General features: G+C 72.7%; 19 protein-coding genes, 1 tRNA gene and 2 pseudogenes. 7 read left to right on the top strand and 15 right to left on the bottom strand.

The genetic code is table 11. The features are described from left to right. Positions 1 to 3: 3 nt before the first annotated feature. Positions 4 to 1,044 carry a methyltransferase gene (locus MHY49_RS10920; RefSeq protein ID WP_239204001.1) on the bottom strand — a complete coding sequence of 347 codons (1,041 nt, stop codon included), beginning with the start codon at positions 1,042 to 1,044 and terminating at the stop codon, positions 4 to 6. Between the two features lie 122 nt (positions 1,045 to 1,166). Between MHY49_RS10920 and MHY49_RS10915 the strand changes: the two genes are divergently transcribed. Beyond that, on the top strand, positions 1,167 to 1,958 hold the full coding sequence (locus MHY49_RS10915) for a ParA family protein (protein WP_200500658.1): 792 nt from the start codon (positions 1,167 to 1,169) through the stop codon (positions 1,956 to 1,958). 150 nt (positions 1,959 to 2,108) lie between these two features. Here the strand turns inward: MHY49_RS10915 and MHY49_RS10910 are convergent, their stop codons facing one another. From MHY49_RS10910 to MHY49_RS10895, 4 genes are all read right to left on the bottom strand, one after another. After that, complete coding sequence (locus tag MHY49_RS10910) at positions 2,109 to 2,690, bottom strand: MerR family transcriptional regulator (RefSeq protein ID WP_323188839.1); 582 nt, start codon at positions 2,688 to 2,690, stop codon at positions 2,109 to 2,111. 190 nt (positions 2,691 to 2,880) lie between these two features. After that, positions 2,881 to 3,582, bottom strand: coding sequence for a MerR family transcriptional regulator (locus MHY49_RS10905; RefSeq protein WP_200500656.1), 702 nt, complete (start codon positions 3,580 to 3,582; stop codon positions 2,881 to 2,883). Positions 3,583 to 3,586: 4 nt separating this feature from the next. After that, a complete protein-coding gene (locus MHY49_RS10900; protein WP_200500655.1) occupies positions 3,587 to 4,030 on the bottom strand; it encodes an FHA domain-containing protein in 444 nt (147 codons plus the stop codon). 180 nt (positions 4,031 to 4,210) lie between these two features. Further along, a complete protein-coding gene (locus tag MHY49_RS10895; RefSeq protein ID WP_239203999.1) occupies positions 4,211 to 5,011 on the bottom strand; it encodes a class I SAM-dependent methyltransferase in 801 nt (266 codons plus the stop codon). 166 nt (positions 5,012 to 5,177) lie between these two features. Here MHY49_RS10895 and MHY49_RS10890 point away from each other — a divergent pair. Then, positions 5,178 to 5,251, top strand: a tRNA-Pro gene (locus tag MHY49_RS10890). A 411-nt stretch (positions 5,252 to 5,662) separates the two neighbouring features. After that, positions 5,663 to 6,766: pseudogene (locus tag MHY49_RS10885) on the top strand (winged helix DNA-binding domain-containing protein). 66 nt (positions 6,767 to 6,832) lie between these two features. Here MHY49_RS10885 and MHY49_RS10880 read toward each other — a convergent pair. Further along, positions 6,833 to 6,991: a hypothetical protein gene (locus MHY49_RS10880; RefSeq protein WP_239203997.1), complete on the bottom strand. Its 159-nt coding sequence runs from the start codon at positions 6,989 to 6,991 to the stop codon at positions 6,833 to 6,835. Between the two features lie 109 nt (positions 6,992 to 7,100). On the opposite strand from MHY49_RS10880, the gene MHY49_RS10875 reads away from it, so the two are divergent. After that, on the top strand, positions 7,101 to 7,757 hold the full coding sequence (locus MHY49_RS10875) for a DUF2249 domain-containing protein (protein WP_239203995.1): 657 nt from the start codon (positions 7,101 to 7,103) through the stop codon (positions 7,755 to 7,757). A 19-nt stretch (positions 7,758 to 7,776) separates the two neighbouring features. Here MHY49_RS10875 and MHY49_RS10870 read toward each other — a convergent pair whose 3' ends face one another. Beyond that, positions 7,777 to 8,286: a universal stress protein gene (locus MHY49_RS10870; protein ID WP_239203993.1), complete on the bottom strand. Its 510-nt coding sequence runs from the start codon at positions 8,284 to 8,286 to the stop codon at positions 7,777 to 7,779. 148 nt (positions 8,287 to 8,434) lie between these two features. Here MHY49_RS10870 and purU point away from each other — a divergent pair, with 148 nt between their 5' ends. Then, positions 8,435 to 9,373 (top strand): formyltetrahydrofolate deformylase, encoded by a 939-nt coding sequence (gene purU, locus MHY49_RS10865; RefSeq protein ID WP_239203991.1) that lies wholly within the window; start codon positions 8,435 to 8,437, stop codon positions 9,371 to 9,373. 120 nt (positions 9,374 to 9,493) lie between these two features. Continuing rightward, a complete protein-coding gene (locus MHY49_RS10860; protein WP_370646112.1) occupies positions 9,494 to 10,714 on the top strand; it encodes a 3,4-dioxygenase subunit beta in 1,221 nt (406 codons plus the stop codon). 44 nt (positions 10,715 to 10,758) lie between these two features. Here MHY49_RS10860 and MHY49_RS10855 read toward each other — a convergent pair whose 3' ends face one another. Beyond that, on the bottom strand, positions 10,759 to 11,418 hold the full coding sequence (locus MHY49_RS10855) for a response regulator transcription factor (protein WP_239203990.1): 660 nt from the start codon (positions 11,416 to 11,418) through the stop codon (positions 10,759 to 10,761). Beyond that, on the bottom strand, positions 11,415 to 12,701 hold the full coding sequence (locus tag MHY49_RS10850; protein WP_239203989.1) for a sensor histidine kinase: 1,287 nt from the start codon (positions 12,699 to 12,701) through the stop codon (positions 11,415 to 11,417). Before MHY49_RS10850 ends, MHY49_RS10855 begins: the two co-directional genes overlap by 4 nt. A gap of 121 nt (positions 12,702 to 12,822) precedes the next feature. Between MHY49_RS10850 and MHY49_RS10845 the strand changes: the two genes are divergently transcribed. Continuing rightward, positions 12,823 to 14,127: an acyltransferase family protein gene (locus tag MHY49_RS10845; protein WP_239203988.1), complete on the top strand. Its 1,305-nt coding sequence runs from the start codon at positions 12,823 to 12,825 to the stop codon at positions 14,125 to 14,127. Here MHY49_RS10845 and MHY49_RS10840 read toward each other — a convergent pair. The 6 genes and pseudogenes from MHY49_RS10840 to MHY49_RS10815 form a co-directional block, all read right to left on the bottom strand. Continuing rightward, entirely contained in the window at positions 14,117 to 15,052 is a 936-nt protein-coding gene (locus tag MHY49_RS10840) for a carbohydrate ABC transporter permease (protein ID WP_239203987.1), read from the bottom strand. The two genes, MHY49_RS10845 and MHY49_RS10840, sit on opposite strands and share 11 nt — an antisense overlap. After that, positions 15,049 to 15,992 (bottom strand): annotated as a pseudogene (locus MHY49_RS10835) (carbohydrate ABC transporter permease). The gene MHY49_RS10840 and the pseudogene MHY49_RS10835 overlap by 4 nt, the downstream one beginning before the upstream one ends. Beyond that, the gene (locus MHY49_RS10830) at positions 15,989 to 17,362 is read right to left on the bottom strand and encodes an extracellular solute-binding protein (RefSeq protein ID WP_239203986.1); all 1,374 of its coding nucleotides are present in this window, start codon (positions 17,360 to 17,362) and stop codon (positions 15,989 to 15,991) included. Before MHY49_RS10830 ends, MHY49_RS10835 begins: the two are co-directional and overlap by 4 nt. A 135-nt stretch (positions 17,363 to 17,497) precedes the next feature. After that, entirely contained in the window at positions 17,498 to 18,145 is a 648-nt protein-coding gene (locus tag MHY49_RS10825; RefSeq protein ID WP_239203985.1) for a hypothetical protein, read from the bottom strand. Next, on the bottom strand, positions 18,142 to 18,615 hold the full coding sequence (locus MHY49_RS10820; RefSeq protein WP_239203984.1) for an NUDIX domain-containing protein: 474 nt from the start codon (positions 18,613 to 18,615) through the stop codon (positions 18,142 to 18,144). The genes MHY49_RS10825 and MHY49_RS10820 overlap by 4 nt, the downstream gene beginning before the upstream one ends. A gap of 8 nt (positions 18,616 to 18,623) precedes the next feature. Further along, positions 18,624 to 18,990, bottom strand: a 367-nt coding sequence (locus MHY49_RS10815) for a hypothetical protein (protein WP_239203983.1), incomplete at its 5' end; no start/stop codon positions are given.

Here is an 18,990-nt window from a genome sequence, read left to right as displayed (position 1 = left end):
CGCTCACCCCCGGTCGAGCAGGAACAGCCGGGGATGGTGCCCCTTCTGGAAGAAGCGGTGCTCGTCCGCGAGGCGCCAGTCCGTGCGGTCCTCGAGGGCCGCGTGCATGCGCCGGATCTCATGGGTGAGGATCGCGAGGCGCGCCCGGGGCGACGCGAGCTCCGCGGCGCGTGACATGAGGTCCCCGAGCAGCTGCTCATTGCTCTCGTGCTCCCCGTGCAGGGTGCCCCAGGGCGGATTCGACACCAGGCGCGTGAAGCCGCCCTCGAGCGGCGTCCCGAGGACGTCCCCGTGCACCCAGTCGATCCGGCCGCGGCGCCTCGCCGCCCGCTGATGACCGCGCGCGAGCTCGAGCGCCTGCTCGGAGAGGTCGACGCCCACGGCCCGACGGGGCGCGACCTCGTGCAGCTGCTCGATGAGGAAGGTGCCGGAGCCGCAGGTCATGTCCAGCAGTGAGTCCTGCGCGCCGACGCCGAGGAGATCGAGGCAGCTCGCGGCGATCGTCGCGTTCACGGCGCCGGGATAGTCGCCCGTGCGCCAGGACCGGGTCGAGAGCGGTCGCGGGGTGAGGCGCACGAGAAGCTCCCACTCCCCCGCCGCCGGGGCCCGGCGGACCCGGATCACGAGGTCGCCGTCGTCCGCGACGGGGAGCCCGGCGCGCTCCGCGATCTCCGCGGACAGCCGGCGCATGTCGGGGGTGTCGGCGCCGGCCGCGCGCAGGCGCAGCGCGTCGAAGCGCTGGCGCGGCTTCGCGCGCCGCACCTGCTCGATCAGCTCGCCGATGCGCTGCTGCGCGGAGGTCTCCAGGAGCTCCCGCGGTCGGCGCGCGGGCAGGGCGAGCACCGCGGAGGCGGCCACGACCCGGCGCCAGGAGCGCGCGAGCGGGATGGCGGCCGGCAGATCCGGGACCGCGAGCCGTAGCTCCGTCGGCCCCCCGGAGACCACGGTGCCGAGCTGCTCCGCCTCGCGCCGGGCGAAGGGGCCGCAGCCCTCGAGGACCTCGAGGACGAGCTCGCCTGCGGGGTCCTGGCGATCGGCTGTCATGGGCCCCTCCTGGTGCGGGTGAGACGACGGGTGATGCGGCGGGCGGCCACTCACGGTAACCCGAGGCACATCGTCGGTGCGCCGGTGCGGGCCGAGCGGCCCGGGATCGGTAGACTCGCCGTGTGTTCACTGTGAGCGTCTGTTCCCTCAAGGGTGGCGTCGGCAAGACGTCCGTGACCCTGGGCCTCGCGTCCGCGGCCCTCCATCAGGGGGTGAACGCGCTCGTCATCGATCTGGACCCGCAGGCGGACGCGACCCTGGGCCTGCTCGGCGAGCCGGGCACCACGACCGACGTCGCCGAGGTGCTGTCCTCGCCGCGCACCGAGACCGTGGACCGCGCGATCATCCCGGCCCCGTGGTCCAAGGACTCCTCCTCGCATCTGGACATCATCCCCGGCAGCCACCGCTCGGTGCTCGTGGACTCCCCCGCCCCCAAGGGCCGGGAGGTGCGGCGTCTGCGCGACGCGCTGGACCGCCGCACGCACCGGTACGACCTCGTCATCGTGGACTGCCCGCCCTCACTCAACGGGCTCACGCAGATGGCCCTGTCCGCCTCGGACCGCTCGCTCGTGGTCTGCGAGCCGGGCTTCTTCGCGGTCACCGCGGCCGACCGCGCGCTCAAGCTCGCCCAGGAGATGCGCGAGGGCGATCTCGCGCCGCGCCTGCAGCCGCTGGGGCTCGTCGTGAACCGCTATCGGCCGCGCTCCGTCGAGCACCAATACCGCCTGGCGGAGCTGCGCGACCTGTTCGGCGATCTCGTGCTCGACCCCGTGATCGAGGAGCGCGTGGGCCTGCAGCAGGCTCAGGGCGGCGCGGTCCCCCTGCACGAGTACCACGGCGCGAGCGGCGCGCGGCTCACCGAGGACTTCGACGCCCTGCTCAAGCGCGTGATGGACTCCCGCCAGGACAGCTGACCAGGGCAGCGGAGAGGCGAGGCGCCTCCCCGCGGCTCCGCCGATCCGCTCCACGCGCGGACGCGCACAGACAGAGAGGGCGGGCACCCTTCCCGGGTGCCCGCCCTCTTCTGTGCGTGGTCTGCTGCGGTGGTGCCGCTGGCGGTCCGCTCAGCCCGCGTGGCGCCGCCGGCGCGCGGCGAGCTCGTCGTGCAGGGCGATCTCGGCGTCATCGGCCGGGTCGACGCTCGGCAGCACGGAGAGCTCGCTCTCGACCTCGCGCCACACGCGGCCCACGGCGATGCCGAAGACGCCCTGACCGCCCTGGACCAGGTCGAAGACATCCTGCGCGGACGTGCACTCGTAGACCGAGGCGCCGTCGCTCATGAGGGTGATCTGGGCGAGATCGTCGATGCCGCGCTCGCGCAGGGCGCTGACCGCCACACGGATCTGCTGGAGGGAGACGCCGGTGTCGAGGAGCCGCTTGACGACCTTGAGGACGAGCACGTCGCGGAAGCCGTAGAGACGCTGGCTGCCCGAGCCGCTCGCGGCGCGCACGCCGGGCTCGACGAGGCCGGTGCGAGCCCAGTAGTCGAGCTGGCGGTAGGTGATGCCGGCGGCCTTGCAGGCGGCGGGCCCGCGGTAGCCGAACTCGCCGGGCGCATCCACGAGCTCGTCGAAGAGCACGCCCTGCGCGTCCTCGGCGGGCACTGTCGACTGCGTCGTGCGGTCCGCGCTCTGATCGCTGTTCACATTCGCCTCCGGTAGCGGCTCTCCTATGGGGAAGGGTGAGAGCACGCTGACAGCCTAGCGTCTCCTCGCGCGGGCGTCCTCCCCGTCCCGCGCGTGTCGCGGACGAATCGGGGCGCGCGCGGAGGATCCGGACACGGCCGGGGCCGGCGGCGGATCCGCGTCGCCGGGAGGGGCCGGAGGCCGACGGGGCTCACCCGCCGCGGTGGATCTGCTTCCTGAGCAGGGCGTTGTGCAGGGAGTTCAGGGATTCGCCGAGCTCCTCGGCGAGGCTCTGGGCCTGACCGCGGGCGGCGGCGTCCGTCGGCCGCGAATGGGGCTGGGCGACCGAGCGCAGCATGTGCGCCTGCCGCTCGACGGACGTGCGGACCATCACGAGGTGACGGGGGTGCAGCCCCTCGTCGGCGAGGACACGGGCCGCGCGCACGATCTCGAGCTCCGAGGCCCCGTAGAAGACGAGGCCCTCCTCGAGCATCCCGTAGCTCTCGAGCTCCTCGAGGAGCTCCTCGTCGACCTGCGTCTCGCGCAGGAGCCCGCGCCGGTCGAGGCGGACGGGCTGGATCTGGGAGGTGGGCCCCGGGCGCGAGGCGATCGACGTGACGTCGCCGTCGCCGTCGACGCCGTGCTCGAGCAGGTGCTCCTTGATGACCTTGAGCGGCCAGAAGCGGTCGCGCTGGGCGCGCAGGACGAACAGCAGACGGTCCACATCGGCCCGCGAGTACTTGCGGTAGCCGCTCGCGGTGCGCTCGGGGGAGATCAGCTCCTCCGCCTCGAGGTAGTGGAGCTTGGAGTGGCTGAGATCGGGGAACTCCTCGTGCAGGAGGTCCAGGACCTGCCCGATGCTCAGGCGCGCACTGCCGGACGGGGTCGGCCTGCGCGAGGCCGATGCCGCCACGAGGTCAGTCCTTCCCGGGCTTGAGGTGGAAGGTCAGCCGGTACTTGCCGATCTGGACCTCCTGGCCGTTGCGCAGGACGGCCTCGTCCACGCGCTCCATGCCGACGTAGGTGCCGTTGAGCGAGCCGAGGTCGCGGATCACGAAGTCCGCGCCCTGCTGCAGGAAGGCGGCGTGCTTGCGGGAGACGGTGACGTCGTCCAGGAAGATCTCGCTGTTGGGATGGCGGCCGGCGACCGTCTTCTCCGCATCCAGGAGGAAGCGCGCACCGAGGTTCGGGCCCTTGCGGACGATCAGCAGGGCGCTGCCGTCGGGCAGGTTCTCGATCGCCGCACGGTCCTGCTGGTTGAGGCCGTGCTCCGGCTCCTCGAGCGCATCCTGCGTGGGGATGGCATGCAGCGTCGAGGTCTTGTCGAGGCTGTCGTAGGTGCCGTCGGCGTTCTCGGTCACTGAAGCTCCCCTTCCCTAGGTCGCACCATCCTCCCATGTGGATCAGCGCTCCCGGGAGGTGCAAGGACAATGCTGTGGAGATTTGACGAACACTTGACCGAGGCGGGTTGCGCGGCCGGTCCGCGAAAACGGGCATCGCGGGCACAGGCGCCATCGGTCGTGGTCAGACGCGGAGCCGCGTCAGACGCGCGGGACATCGAGAGGGTCGTCGAGCATCTCGCCGAAGTCGGTGCGCGCCGGAGCGGGCCGGCTCGGGCGACGCGCCTGGACCAGGTACCGGGAGAGCGTGATCCGCAGCGGCAGAGCGTCGGCCGTGCAGGTCGGCGGGACCAGGAGACCCTCCCCCTCGCACAGGGCGCGCAGACCCTCGGGCGTCTCGATCCGCCCCTCGCCGTGGAAGGTGTCCGAGTGCTCGGTCTCGAGCCCCACCTCGGTGACCCGGCGCAGGTGATCGGCGAGAGAGTCCGCGGCGCCGCCCGAATCGTCGGAGCCGTCGGTGCCCTCGGAGCCCAGCTCGGCGAGATCGCCGGGGCCCCGCTGCTGGGCGAGGAGCAGCCCCTCGGGCGCGAGGACGCGATGGACCTCGCGCGGGTCGTAGGGGGCATCGACCACGAGGACCAGGTCGAAGCGCTCGGGCGGGAACGGCAGCGTCGCGCCGACGTCGGACGGATCATGGTCGAGGACCTCCAGACCCAGGGACCCCAGGCGCTCACGGGTCCACGAGTGGGCGGGGCCGACAGGCAGAGCCGCGACGCCCTCCTCGGCGAGCGTCCCCCGCAGTCGGGCGAGCAGGCGGGCGGCGCGCGGCCCGATCGCGAGCACGTGATGGGAGAGCTGGGCGAGGGCGCTCGCGCTCTGCGCGACGCGCCACGGCAGCTCGGGCAGGTCGAGGCCGGGACTCTGCTCGAACAGATCGGGCACGGGCGCGCCGGGGATCTCCTCGCGCGGCGCCGAGGGGCTCTCGCTGTGCTGCTGATCCATCCTCGGACCTCCTGCCGACGGGGCTGGCCTCACTATCGCATGCACGCCCGCGACGCGCGCAACGGCGGGGCGTCGACCGGGGTGCCGCAGGTCACGCGCTCGCGGATTCGCTCTCGACGCATCTTCCGGGGTAGCATCTATCCCGGTCCTCCCGCCGCGGAGGTTCCGGGCTGTGGCGCAGCTTGGTAGCGCACTTGACTGGGGGTCAAGGGGTCGCAGGTTCAAATCCTGTCAGCCCGACCGAGAGAATCGGTCGCCGGAAACAACGGTGAACTGCATAGATGGACCGAGAGGCCCGCACCCGGCCAGCGCCGGGGCGGGCCTCTCGCTCTGCCGTGGCACAGGGCCGTGTCACGAGACCGCGCTGCGCGACCGTGCACCCCCGCGCGGCGACGGCGTGCTCTGCGCGCAGTTCGTGAGCACGCACCGGTCGAAGAGGTAATGTCTCGAACCGAGCCGAACGTCGGCGTGGTGGAGGTCATCGATGAGCACACGTCGACACCGGCACCAGGGCGCGCAGGGATGCGAACCGTTCGCCGTGCGGCTCAGGATGCCGGGCCTCGATCGCACGGTGAGTGATCCGCCCGAGATCATCGGGCACCTCCACGTTCTCGCAGGGCGCTGCCGCGCCGTCGTCGAAACGGTGGTGCGATGAGCATCGCCATCACGACCGCACAGCTCCGCGCCCTTCGGCTGCGCAGTCACGGTCTCGTGGCACACGGCGCGGGCCTCTCGATCGGCGAGGTCGCCACCAGGATGCTGGCCGTGCAGGCTCAGGACCTCGCGCAGGGCGCATGGGCGCTCGGCATCCGCGCTCGCGGATCGACCCTTCACGACGTGGACCGCGCGCTCGAGCGCGGAGAGCTCATCCGCGCCTCGTCGCTTCGCGGCACTCTCCACTTCCTCGCCGCACGAGATCTGCACTGGTTGCTCGGCATCACCGCTCCACGGGAGATCGCTGCGGCCGCCCCGCGGCTGCGCCGGCTCGATCTCGACGCCCGGGCACTGCGCCGCGCGCGCTCGGTCACCGAGTCGCTTCTCGGCGACCGCACTGCGCTTCCCCGGGCCGAGTACCTCCGCGGGCTGGAGGCTGCGGGGATCGCGACGGGCGGGGAGCGCGGATACCACATCATCCGGTGGCTGGCGCAGAGCGGCATCGTCTGCTGGGGGCCGGCACGCGGCACCGGGCAGGGGCTCGTCCTCGCAGAGGAGTGGATCGGCGACGCCGCCGAGCTCGCCGGCGACGATGCCCTCCGCGAGCTCGCCGGACGGTACCTCGCCGGACACGGTCCTGCCACGGACAGGGACCTCGCCTAGTGGGCGCGGATGCCGCTCTCCGAGGCACGCAGGGCCATCCGACTGGCCGGCACAGATCTCATCGAGCTCCAGCACAGGGGTGCGACCCACTGGGCCACCGCACGGGCGATGGACGAGGCGGGGGACCGCGGCGTGGGTCGACTGCGTCTGCCGAGGACCACGCACGCGCTGCCCGGGTACGACGAGTACCTGCTCGGATACGGGGACCGCTCCGCCGTGCTGCCGGACGAGTTCGCCGGCCGCGTCACCAGCGGCCGGAACGGCATCTTCCACCCCATGATGCTCGCCCGCGGCAGGGTGATCGAAACATGGCGAGGAATCGATGCCGAGGGGCGCACGACGGTCGCCTTCGAGCCGTTCCACGATCTCACCGCGTCCGACCGCCTGGCGTTCGCTCGCTCGGCAGCTGCCTTCGAGCGGTTCCGCAGCGGCATCTGACGCCCGGGTCGATCCCGGTCGCGCGGAAGACCGCGTGGGCACGCTGGGGCGTCGAGGGACCGCGGGTCACGCCCCGGACTCGTCCTCGGAGTCCTCGAGGCGGCGCCCGCAGCGCCAGCATGTCGTGCCGGGCTGCTCGGTGAGCGCGCCGCAGTCCGGGCACACGCGCTGGAGCCAGCAGGCGGGCTCGCCGCCCTCGATGCGCACAGGGTCGTCCTCGCTCATCGCGCCTCCCTCGCCGCCGGGACCTTCGTCGTCTCGAGACTACTGCGCCGCGCGTAGGGTGCGGTCGTACCGCCTCCCCGGCGCCCCACCTCAGCGAAGGAGTCCCGCCGTGCCCTCTCCGTCGGCCGATCCACAGCCCCCGCGCGCCCCGCAGCCCGCACAGCCCGCACGGTCCTCACGGTCCGAGGTCCTCGACGTGCGGGACGTGCCGAAGCCCCAGCGGCACGGTCGGATCTTCGCGCGCTTCGAGGAGCTCGGGGTCGGCGAGTCGTTCGTGCTCGTCAACGACCACGATCCCCTGCACCTGCGGGACGACTTCGAGCGGGACCAGCCGGGCAGCTTCGGGTGGGAGTACGAGGGAGCGGAGGACGGCGACTGGCGCGTGCGGATCTCGCGGCTCGCCTCGACCGCGCTCCCCCGCGTGCTCGTCGACACCGCCGAGGTCGAGCTGCCCGAGGGGTCGGCCGGCGGGGCCGCCTGGTCGATCGGCGTGCATCCGCGCGACCTCGACTCGAACCTCGTGATCCTCCCCGCGGGAGGCGGCATCGGCGAGCACGTCGGGCCCGATCACGACGTGCTGGTCGTGGTCCTCGCCGGCAGCGGCACGATCACCACGGAGCGCGGTCGGGTCGAGGTCGCGCCGGGTGAGCTGGTGCTGCTCCCCCGCCGCTCGCGCCGTGCCTTCACCGCGGGGCCCGAGGGACTGCGCCACCTCACCGTGCATCGCCGTCGGCCGACGCTCCAGATCACCGACGCCCCGCGCTGAGATCCGAGGCGCGCCCTGATCAGCTCTCGTCCTCCCAGGGCAGGGTGAGGCCCTCGCCGTGGGAGGCGAGCGGCACCACGACCACGGGCCGCTCCTGGTGGTGCGCGAGGTGCACGGCGACGGAGCCGCTGAGGAACTCGCGCAGCGAGGCGCGCAGGCCCGACTCCCGGGTGCCCACCACGATCATCGCCGCGTCCAGCTGATCGGCGAGCCGCATGAGCTCCTGCGCCGGCGGGCCCGCGAGGGCGACCGTGGACCAGTGCACGCCGCGGTCGGCCAGCGTCTCGGAGATCGCCTCGTGCAGGGCCGGGTCGAAGACCTCGACGATCTCCTCGAAGGCGTCCGGGTCGACGGGCAGTGCGGTGACAGTGCCGTCGGGCCGTCTCTCCAGGGTGTAGCTCGAGGCGTCGACGCTCGCGCACACGAGCTCGGCACCGAAGCGCTCGGCGAAGGTCGCCGCCTCGGCGACGACCCGGGAGTGCTGTCCAGGGATCACACCCACCACGACGGTGGGGGTCGCGTCCATCATCACTGACCTCCCTCCCCCGACCGCGCGGGAGCGCGGTGCACGGATACCGAGATCGTCCCCCGCCTCCCAGGAGAAGTCCAGCCCCTCGACCGGCCCATCCCGCGGTCCGACGCCCCGGGTCCGCCCCGCTCTTCCCTAGACTTCTCCCATGCCCGAGACCTCCGCCGAGAAGCCCGTCGCGCCCGTCGCGCCCGTCGGCCCTGCGCCCCGCTCCGAGAGCCCCGAGGAGCCGACCACCTCGCCGACCACCTGGGTGCTCACCCTCGCCTGCGAGGACCGGCCCGGGATCGTGCACGCGGTCAGCGGCGCCGTCGTCGCCGCCCGCGGGAACATCACCGAATCCCAGCAGTTCGCCTCCCCCGACACGGGGCGCTTCTTCATGCGCCTGCAGATCGCCTCGGACACGGGGCGCGACGCGCTCGAGGGCGCACTCGCCCCGGTGATCGAGCGCTTCGACCTCGAGGCCTCGCTCGACGTCGCGGGCAGGCCCCGCCGCACCCTGATCCTCGCCTCGAAGGCCGCCCACTGCGTGAGCGACCTGCTGTTCCACCAGCGCTCCGGGCACCTGCCGATCGAGGTCCCGCTGGTGATGGCGAACCATGACACCCTGCGGGAGCTCGTGGAGTTCCACGGCGTCCCCTTCCGCTCCCTGCCCGTCGCGGGGCCCGAGCAGAAGGAGGCCTTCGAGAGCGCCGTGCTCGAGGCGGTCGACGCGCACGACATCGAGCTCGTGGTCCTCGCCCGGTACATGCAGATCCTCTCCCCCGAGCTCTGCGAGGCCCTCGCCGGTCGCTGCATCAACATCCACCATTCGTTCCTGCCCGGCTTCAAGGGCGCGAACCCCTATCGCCAGGCGCACGAGCGCGGCGTGAAGCTGATCGGCTCGACCGCCCACTTCGTCACCTCGGACCTCGACGAGGGCCCGATCATCGAGCAGAACGTGACCCGCGTGGAGCACTCGCACTCGGTCGCGCAGCTGCGGCAGATCGGCCAGGACCAGGAGTGCCTCGCGCTGCGCCGGGCGGTCACCTGGTTCGCGCAGTCCCGGGTGCTGCTCGACGGGATGCGCACGGTCATCTTCCGCTGACGCCCCTGCGCCGGCGCCCCTCCGCCGGCGCACAGCCCCGGCACAGGCGGGACCTGCCTCCGGCACGGGGTCGCCCCGCAGGATCGTTCTCGCCCCAGAAGAACGACCGAAGGACCTGCGATGACCATGCACACCCCGCAGCCAGACGAGCCCCGCCGCCATCCCTCGCACGCCGAGGACTCCCGTGTGGAGGTGGCCGACGACGGCCGCGTGAGCTACCAGGGACGCGACCTCTCCCACCCCGAGGAGCCGCTGGCCGACCAGGGCCTGGGCTTCGACCTCGGCACGCTGCTCTCACGCCGCCGGACCCTCGCTGGCCTCGGGCTCGGGGCTGCGGCCGTGGGCCTCGCGGCCTACACGTCCGGCGCCTCCGACGACGCCGCCTCGTCGTCGTCCGCCTCCGACGGGGGCGGCTCGGGCACGAGCGACGGCGAGATCCCCGAGGAGACCAACGGCCCCTACCCGGCCGACGGCACCAACGGCGCGAACGTGCTCACCGAGTCCGGGATCGTCCGCTCGGACATCACCTCGAGCTTCGGCGACGCGAGCGCGAAGGCCGATGGCGTCCCGATGACGCTCACGCTCACCCTCACGAACCTCGAGAAGGACAACGAGCCCTACGAGGGCGTCGCCGTCTACGTGTGGCACTGCGACGCGGCCGGGGAGTACTCGCCGTACTCCGAGGGCCTCGAGGAGGAGAACTACCTGCGGGGCGTCCAGGTGGCCGACGAGAAGGGGCAGGTGACCTTCACGAGCATCTTCCCCGCCTGCTACACCGGCCGCTGGCCGCACATCCACTTCGAGGTCTATCCCGATGCGGACTCCATCACCAGCACCGACAACCTGCTGGCCACCTCGCAGGTCGCCCTCCCCCAGGACGTCTGCGAGACCGTCTACGCGCTCGACGAGTACGACGGCTCGGCCGAGAACCTCGCGCAGGTCACCCTCGACTCCGACAACGTCTTCGGGGACGACGGCGGGGAGCTGCAGCTCGCCGACGTCGACGGCGACACCGACAGCGGGTTCACGGTGACACTGCCCGTCGCGATCGACCCGAGCACCGAGCCCGGGCAGTCCACCGATGCCTTCGGCGCGCGCGGCGGACAGGGCGGCACGCCGCCGTCCGACGGCGGGGGCGCGCCTCCCTCCGACGGCGGCGGTCAGGGCGGCATGCCTCCCGGTGGTGCGTCCGACGGCGGGTCGTCCGACGCCGGCGCCTCCGATGCCGGCGGTGCGAGCGGGACGCAGAACAGCTCCTCGACCACGTCGTCAGGCGGCTCGGGGAGCGCGGCCGCCGCGGAGGCCTCCCTCGTGGGCGGCGTCCTCGTCGCCTCGCGCTGAGGCGGTCGCACCGGGACGATGCCGGGAGCGGGGGCTCGTCGGACCTAGACGAGTTCCTGCTCCCACGCCGTCCGCACGGCCGAGGCCCTGTCGCCGACGTCGAGCTTCTCGTAGACGTGCGCGAGGTGGGTCTTGACCGTGGCCTCGCCGATGCGCAGGCGCCGAGCGACGGCCCGGTTCGTGCAGCCCTCGGCAACGAGCCGCAGCACCTCGCTCTCGCGGACGCTGAGCGCGGGGCGCGTCCCGCGCTGCGCGGTGAGGGCCGCGAGCGCCGCGGGGACCAGCACGGGACGTCCGGCGGCCAGGTCGTGGACCGCCCGCGCGAGGTCCTCCCCGCGCGCGTCCTTGAGCAGGTAGCCGTCGGCCCCCGCCTCGAGCGCCCCGAGGATCTCGCGGTCCGTGTCGTAGGTGGTGAGGACGAGCAGTCGCGGCTGCTCTCCCCCGCGCCGGCGCTGCTCGCGGATGGCCTCGACGCCGCCCATCCCCGGCATGCGCAGGTCCATGAGCACGACGTCCGGGTGATCGCGGGCGATCGTCGCGAGCGCCTCGGCGCCGTCCTGCGCGGCGCCGATCACGTCGATCCCGGGGTCGGCGCCGAGCATCGCCACCAGTCCGTCGCGGACCACCGGATGGTCGTCGACCACGAGCACCCTCACCGTACCGCTCCCCGCGGGTCCCCACGTGGGGCTCTCCACGGGGCTCACCGCGGGATCCTCGCGGTCAGCAGGGTGCCCGCGCCCGGCGCCGAGTCCACATCGAGGGTCCCGCCGATCTCACGGATCCGCGAGCGCATGCCCGGGATGCCGTGCCCGCATCCCTGCGCGGCGGCCCGCGCCGGGTCGAAGCCGCGGCCGTCGTCGCGGATCCGCAGCACGAGCACGTCGGGCTCTCCCACGAGCACGATCTCGATCGCGCCGGCCCGGGCGTGGCGGGCGGCGTTCGACAGCGCCTCCTGCGTCACGCGCACCACCGCATGGGGATGCGGGAGGAGGCTCGGCGCCGCGTCGGCGTCGAAGGTCGCCACGATCCGGTGGGTCCGCGACCAGCGGGCGACGAGCTCCGCGAGGCTCTCGAGGGGGTCCTCCCCCTCGAGCTGCTGCGGGGCCAGCGCCTCCACCGCACGGCGCGCGTCCACGAGGCTCTCCCGCGCCGCCTCCTCCGCGGTCCGTATCCGCCGGCGCGCGGACTCGTCCAGGTCGTCCTGCGGCACGGCCTCGAGCTGGCGGATCACGCCGACCAGGCCCTGGGCCACCGTGTCGTGGATCTCCCGCGCCAGGCGCGTGCGCTCCTCGGTCACGCCGCGATCGCGCGCGCGGCGCACGAGCTCCTCGTGCAGCGCCGAGTTCTCGCGATACGCCACCGTCAGCTCGCGGGCGGCCGCCTCGCGCGCGACGACCTCCCTCTCGCGCTCCTTGTCCAGGTGCATCATGCCCAGGCTCAGCAGGACGTTGACCAGCACGAGCATCACGAACAGCGCAGGGGCGGCGGCCACGCCGGAGACTCCGCCCGTCTGACCGAAGGCGCAGATCAGCGCCGTCACCCCGACCGAGACCGGGATCGCCCGGCTCGCGAGGAAGCGGGGCGCATCGAGATAGCCCACGAAGGCGTAGATGCACGCGAGGGGATTCAGGACGACCGCGAGCACGAGAAGAGCCTGATGGACGGCGAAGAGGATGACGAGCCGGGACTCCCCCGCTCCGCGCGTGCGCGCCCTGCGGTTGAGCTCCACGCGCAGCAGCAGCGTGGCGAGCGTGGGGGCGAGGGCCCAGAGGATCAGGTGCCGGAACCCGAGGGCGTCGGAGGCGAGCAGGCCCACGAGCCAGGAGACCGCGGCGAGCAGGGGCGGCAGCCAGACGATCAGCAGCCGCCCGAGCGGACCGGTCGGCGTCGCCGCCTCGCTGCCGGTCCCGCGAACGGGGATCGGCAGCGGGGCCGCGAGCCCCGTCGGGCGCGCGACCGGCGTCGGACGCGGAGTCGCCACAGGCATGCGCCCCAGTCTCCCCCGCGGCCGCACCCGGCGCCACCGTCGTGGCATCCCCCGATCGGCGGAGGGCGCGGACGCCGGTGAGGGGATCCATCGGACGTCGGGCCTGCCTAGCGTCGTGGTCATGGCCTCCTCCGCACATCCGCCCAGGTCTCCGACGTCCGCAAAAGCCAAAGCCACAGCGACCGCGACCTCCACCGCCACCACGCGGCAGACTCCCTCCGCGCGACTGCACCACCTGGACGCCCTCCGTGCCGGCGCCCTGCTGCTGGGGGTCGTGCTGCACACCGTGCTCGGGTTCGTGCCCGGAGCGGCCTGGCTCTTCCAGGACGCCCGGACCGCGTGGTGGGCGCTGCCCGTGATGGTGGTGATCCACCTGTTCCGGATGATCCTGTTCATGATGCTGGCGGGATACTTCGGCCGCATGGTGCTCATGCGCCGCGGCACGGGGGCGTACGTGCGCGACCGCCTGGTGCGCATCGGGGCTCCGCTGCTCGCCTTCTGGCCCCTCGCGGTGCTCTCGCTTCCCGTGGTGATCGTCGGGGGCAGTGCCCTGCTGGGTCGCCCGCTGCCCGGCGCCGTGCAGGGCGGGGCCGACGGCGGTGGAGCCCAGGGCGGGGCCGACGGAGGTGCGCCGGGGCTGCTCGATCTGCTTACGCCGGGCCAGCTGTGGTTCCTGCTCCTGCTGCTCGAGATCATCCTCGTGGTCGTGCTGGTCCGGGCGCTGCTGGTGAGGGTCTTGGGGGCCGAGCGCGCGGGCCGCGCCGCCCGCAGGATCGGCCGCGTGCTCTCGAGCCCTGCGGGACTGCTGCTGGCAGCGCTCCCCTACGCGGCGGGCCTCATCGTCCAGGGGACGATCATCGGCGGCATCCAGGAGCCGACCACGCTGATCCCGGTGCCGGGGGCGTCGCTCGCCTACGGCGGTGCGTTCCTCGTCGGCTGGTTCCTCCAGGCAGAGACCGGATCCCTCGAGCGGATGGCGCGGGGCTGGCCCCTGTGCCTCGCCCTCGCCGCCCTGCTCTCGGCCCTGATCCTGGTGGATGGATCGGGGACCTCCGACTCCTCGGTCCGCACCCTCGTGCTGGTTCCGCTGGCGGGATGGGCGTGGGTGCGCGGACTGCTCGGGCTCGCCGGGCGCGTGATGGACCGCGAGGTCTTCGCGATCCGCTATCTCGCCGACGCCTCCTACTGGATCTACCTGCTGCACCTGCCGATCGTCGTGGCTCTGGGCCTGGCGATGGCGGAGCTGCCGCTGCCCCCGCTCGTGAAGGTCGCGCTGAACCTGCTCCTCACCACCGGGATCCTCGTGCTCGCCTACGACCTCATGGTGCGCAGCACCTGGATCGGGCGGTGGCTGAACGGGCACCGCAGGCCGCGGGCGCTGCTGCCCGCGTCCCGGCGCGCGGCCCGTCGGCCGATCACCCCTTGACGCCGCCGGCGGCCGCGAAGCCCGTGCCCAGGCTGCGGCCCATGATCAGGTACAGGGCGACCACGGGCAGGGAGTAGAAGATCGAGAAGGCCGCGAGCTGGCCGTAGGCCACCTGCCCGTACTGCGAGGAGAACGTGTACAGGGTGACCGCCGCCGGCAGGTGATCGGGGCTCAGCAGCAGCATGAAGGGGACGAAGAAGTTGCCCCACATGCCCACGAAGGTGAAGATCGTCGCCACCGAGAGTCCCGAGCGCATGAGCGGCAGCACCACGGACCACAGGGTGCGCAGCACGCCCGCTCCCTCCGTCCATGCCGACTCCTCGATCTCCACGGGCACCGAGTCCATGAACCCCTTGGTGAGGAAGATGGCGTACGGCAGGGACGAGGCGCCCAGGAAGAGGATCGCGCCGAACATCGAGTCGATGAGGTTGACCTGCACGAACAGCGAGTAGACGGGGATCATGATCGCGGTGATCGGCAGGCCGGTCGCGAAGATGACGGTCAGCAGCAGCGGGCGCTTGGCCGCGAAGCGGTACCGCGAGAACGGGTAGGCGCAGAGGACCGCGGCGACCATGGTCACGATCGTCGCCCCGCCGCACAGCAGCAGCGAGTTCACCAGCGGCCGGAACGTGGTCTCGGTGTTCCAGATCGCCCGGAAGTTGCCCAGGCTCCACTTCTCGGGCCAGCTGACCGAGAGCGTGGCGCTCTCGTTGAACGAGGCCAGCACGACCCACAGCAGCGGGATCAGGAACGCCACGCCGATGACGATCATCGCGAGGCTCGAGGCGAGCTCGGCGGTGCGCTCGCGCGGCCCCTTGCCGCCCTTGTGGCCGCGGCGGGTGCGCGCGGTCGTCGGGCCGGGGACGGATGCGGCGGACGGGGAGGCGGGTGCGGAGGCGGCGTCGGCCGCTGCGGTGGAGGTCATCGCTTCTCCTCCTCGGGGAGCAGGCGGAGGTAGACGAGGGAGGCGGCGGCCCCGATCAGCAGCAGGAGCAGGGCGACCGCGGTGCCGTAGCCGAGCTGGCCGTAGGAGAAGGCCTGCTCGTACATGTACAGCGGCAGGGTCTGGCTCTTCCGGTCGGGACCGCCGCCGGTCATGATGAAGATCAGCCCGAAGACGGAGAGGGTCTGCAGGGTGATGAGCATGAGGTTCGTGGCGAGCGCCGGGCGCAGCAGCGGCAGGGTGATCGAGGTGAAGCGGCGCATCGGCCCGGCCCCGTCCATCGCGGCGGACTCCTGGACGTCGCCGGGGATCGCACCGAGCGCCGCCGAGTACACGAGCATCGAGAAGGCCGTGCCGCGCCAGACGTTCGCGAAGCTCACCGCCACGATCGGGGCGCTGAACAGCAGCGTCTGCGGCGGGATGCCCACCAGGCCGAGGATGCCGTCGAGGCTGCCGCCCCGGCGAAGAAGGTGTAGAGCAGGTAGCCGGCGACCACCTCGGGCAGGATCCAGGCGGCGATCACGATCGAGGTGATCGCGAAGCTGATCACCCGGTTCGCCCTCTCCATGAGCACCGCGAGCAGCAGCCCCAGGAGGTTCTGCCCGATCACGGCGGAGATCAGGGTGAACAGGATCGTGAGCACGACCGAGTTCCAGAAGTCGCCGTCGGTGAGGGCGTCGGTGAAGTTCGAGACGCCCACGAAGGAGGTCTTCGAGGCGCCGTCCCCGCGGATCGCCTTGTCGGTGAAGGCGAGGTAGAGCGAGTAGATGATGGGGCCGGCCATGAACAGCACCAGGAGCACGGCGGCGGGGATCATGGGCGCGGCGCGCCGCAGGGTGAGGCGGTCGCCGATGCCGGCGGGGCGCCGACGGCGGGGCCGCACGGGCCCGGTCGCGGGGCGCTCGGGGGCGAGAGTGCTCATCGGGACTCCTCCTGCACGTTCTCGGCGCCGACGATGTCCGTGACCGCGGCGTCGTAGTCGGCCGCGGCCTTCTTCGGATCCGCGGCGTCGGACATGACCGCCTCCATGGCCTCCTGGATCGCCGCCGAGACCTCGGGGTAGGCCGGGAGGGCCGGCCGGTAGTAGGCGGTCGCGAGGAGATCCGTGAAGAACTCGACGCTGGGCGCGTACTCCTGGTACTCCTTCTTCGCCGCGACGTCCTTGCGCACGGTGATGTGGTTGTCCGCGATCGCGAAGGCCAGCGCGTTCTCCGTCGAGGTCGCCGCCTCGATGAACGCCCAGGCGGCGTCCTCGTCCCGGCAGTGCTGGGGGATGGTGAGCCCCCAGCCGCCCGCGAGGGTGAGGGTGCCCGGGTCCTGACCGTCCTTCGTGGGCATCTTCGCCAGGCCGACCTTCTCGGTCCACTCCGGCCACTCCCCGGGCGACCCCTCGGCCCAGTTCCGGGTGATCCACGAGCCGTCCAGCAGGATGCCGAGCTTCCCCTCGGGGATCATCGTGGAGTAGATGCTCTCGCTGATGTTCGGGTCCAGGTGCTGGGAGACCGGGAGGGTCAGCTCCTCCTCGAACATGGTGCGCAGCAGTGCGAGGGCGTCGACGAAGCCCTGCGAGCCCAGGACCCACTTCCGCGTGTCCTCGTCGTAGAGACGGGAGGTGGTGCCGTAGAGCAGCATCTCGAAGCCCTGCATCGAGGCCTTCTCGCCCTGCGCCTTCCCGCTGAAGATGAACAGCGGGGCGGCCTCGGAATCGGAGTCCTTGATCGCGCGGGCGGCCTCGAGGATGTCGTCCCAGGAGGTCGGCTCCCAGGTGCTGGGCAGCCCGGCCTCCTCGAAGACGTCTCGTTGGTAGAAGAGGGCGCGGGTGTCGGTGGTCTGCGGGGCGCCGTAGACGTGTCCGTCCTCTGCGGTGAAGGCTTCGCGGGAGGCCTTCACGACGTCGCCCCAGTGGTCCCAGGTCCTGATGTGCGCGTCGAGCGGCCGCAGGTATCCGGCGCCGACGTCGGAGAGCATGATGAAGGAGTCCTCGTAGACGACGTCGGCCGAGGTCCGCGGCGAGGACATGAGCAGCTCGTTCTTGGTGAAGTAGTCGTTCTCCGCGGCGACGATCGGCACCAGCTCGACGCTGAGGCCCGGACGGGCGGCGGTGAACGTCTTCGCGCTCGCGCTCAGCCAGTCCTTGAGGTTCGTGCCCGAGCCGAACTGCTGGTAGGCGATCCGCACGGTGTCGGCTCCCGCGTCCGAGGAGCAGGCGGCGAGCGGCAGGACGACGGCGGCGCCGGCGGTGATCCTGAGGAAGGTGCGTCTGTCGGGGCGGGTGGGTCCCGGGGTGACCATGGGGAAGGCTCCTCCACATCGAGGGGCGGCAGCCGCGGGGCGCGTGGTCCTCCCGCGGGGTGCGCGTGGCTGTGAGCCAGCCTACAGGCGCGGCGCCGCAGGCCGCGGAGGCCGGGCGCTGGCGTGTCCGGAGGGTCAGTCGCGAGCGGCGACGAGCAGCCGCGTGGCCTCGACGCCCTGGCGGGCGGCGGCGTCGGCGTAGCGGGTCCCCGGCGGGATCTGCGCGATCTCGAACCACCAGGAGGCGTGCGGGACGAGTCGCACGTCGCGCCAGGGCACGTCGAAGCCGGGGTCCTGCCAGAGGGTCAGCGCGATCTCGGCGCGGCGGCCGGCCGCATGCAGGGCGAGCCGCCGCAGCTCCGGGAGGGAGTGGGGCCCGGGCCTGCACGAGGACGGGATCGCGACGGTCGCGTCCAGAGGCAGCGGCCAGCGGGTCTCGCCCCAGGCCAGGGAGGTCTGCCCGGTGCCGCCGACCACGGCCGCGGGCAGCCGCAGGTCCTCCTCGCGCACCGGCTCGCGCTCCCCCGTCGGCCGCAGGTCGAGCACGCTGCGCTCGACCCAGACGCCCGGCAGCGCGAGGCGCTCGCCGACCCGGACCTCGACCAGGACGCCGTCCCCGAAGACCGCCAGGTGCTCGGCGGCATCGGGCACGCGATCCGCGAGCGTGCGCTGGTCCAGGAGCATGCGCACGTGGGCCTCGTCCCCGGGGTGCTGGGTGAGCGCGAGGGCGAGCACGTCGCCGGGACGCGCGGCGCGGGCAGTGGCGCGGGCGGCGGCGCTCATGCCCGGAACACCGCCTCGGGTCGGTCCTCGAGGGCGAGCGCGATCTGGTCGCGGAACCGGCCGGGCATCGGCGGGAGGTCGTCGACGTCCGCCCAGCGCGCCTCGGTGTTCTCGCCGTCCGCGGGCCGCGGCTCTCCGTCGACGTGCTCGAGGACGAAGCAGAGGTCGAGGTACTGCGCGCGGTCGCCGTTGGCGTAGGTGGTCTCCGGCAGCGTGCGCACCTCGATCAGCCGCAGCGGGCGCACCGAGAGCGCGGCCTCCTCGGCGACCTCGCGGACGGCGGCGCGGGCGGGCTGCTCGCCGGGATCGATGATGCCCGTGACCGGGGTCCAATCGCCGGTGTCGGCGCGGCGCACCACGAGGGTGCGCCGCCGCTCGGCGTCGAGCACGATCGCGGTGACGCCGGACATCCACAGCAGGTCGTGGCCGATGTGCTCGCGCAGCGCGAGGACGAAGTCGGGGGTCGCCATGTCTTCCCTCAGCTCGTCGACGCCGCGCCGACGGTGATCAGGGTGATGACCAGGGGCACCACGAGGGTCACCAGGAAGACGAGGACGATCAGCGCGGCGATGATGATCATCGAGATCCAACCCCACTTCACGAGGGCGCGCGCCGTGGTGGGCTCGTCGAGCTTCACGAGCGCGATGATGCCGAGGATCGACGGGATCATCGCCCCGCACATCGCCCCGATGACGATCTGCACGATCGCCTGCGTCTGCAGGGACTGGCGCTCCGGGTACTGCACCGGTGGCGTGGGGAGCGGAGCGCCCTGGCCCGGGGGCTGGGGCGGCGGCACCTGCTGCCAGGACTGGCTCATGGTCTGCTCCTCAGGGCGGGTCGGGCGG

It is taken from the genome of Brachybacterium sp. ACRRE (assembly GCF_022346485.1).
GTDB lineage: Bacteria > Actinomycetota > Actinomycetes > Actinomycetales > Dermabacteraceae > Brachybacterium > Brachybacterium halotolerans.
This window is presented reverse-complemented; position numbering and strand designations above follow the sequence as displayed.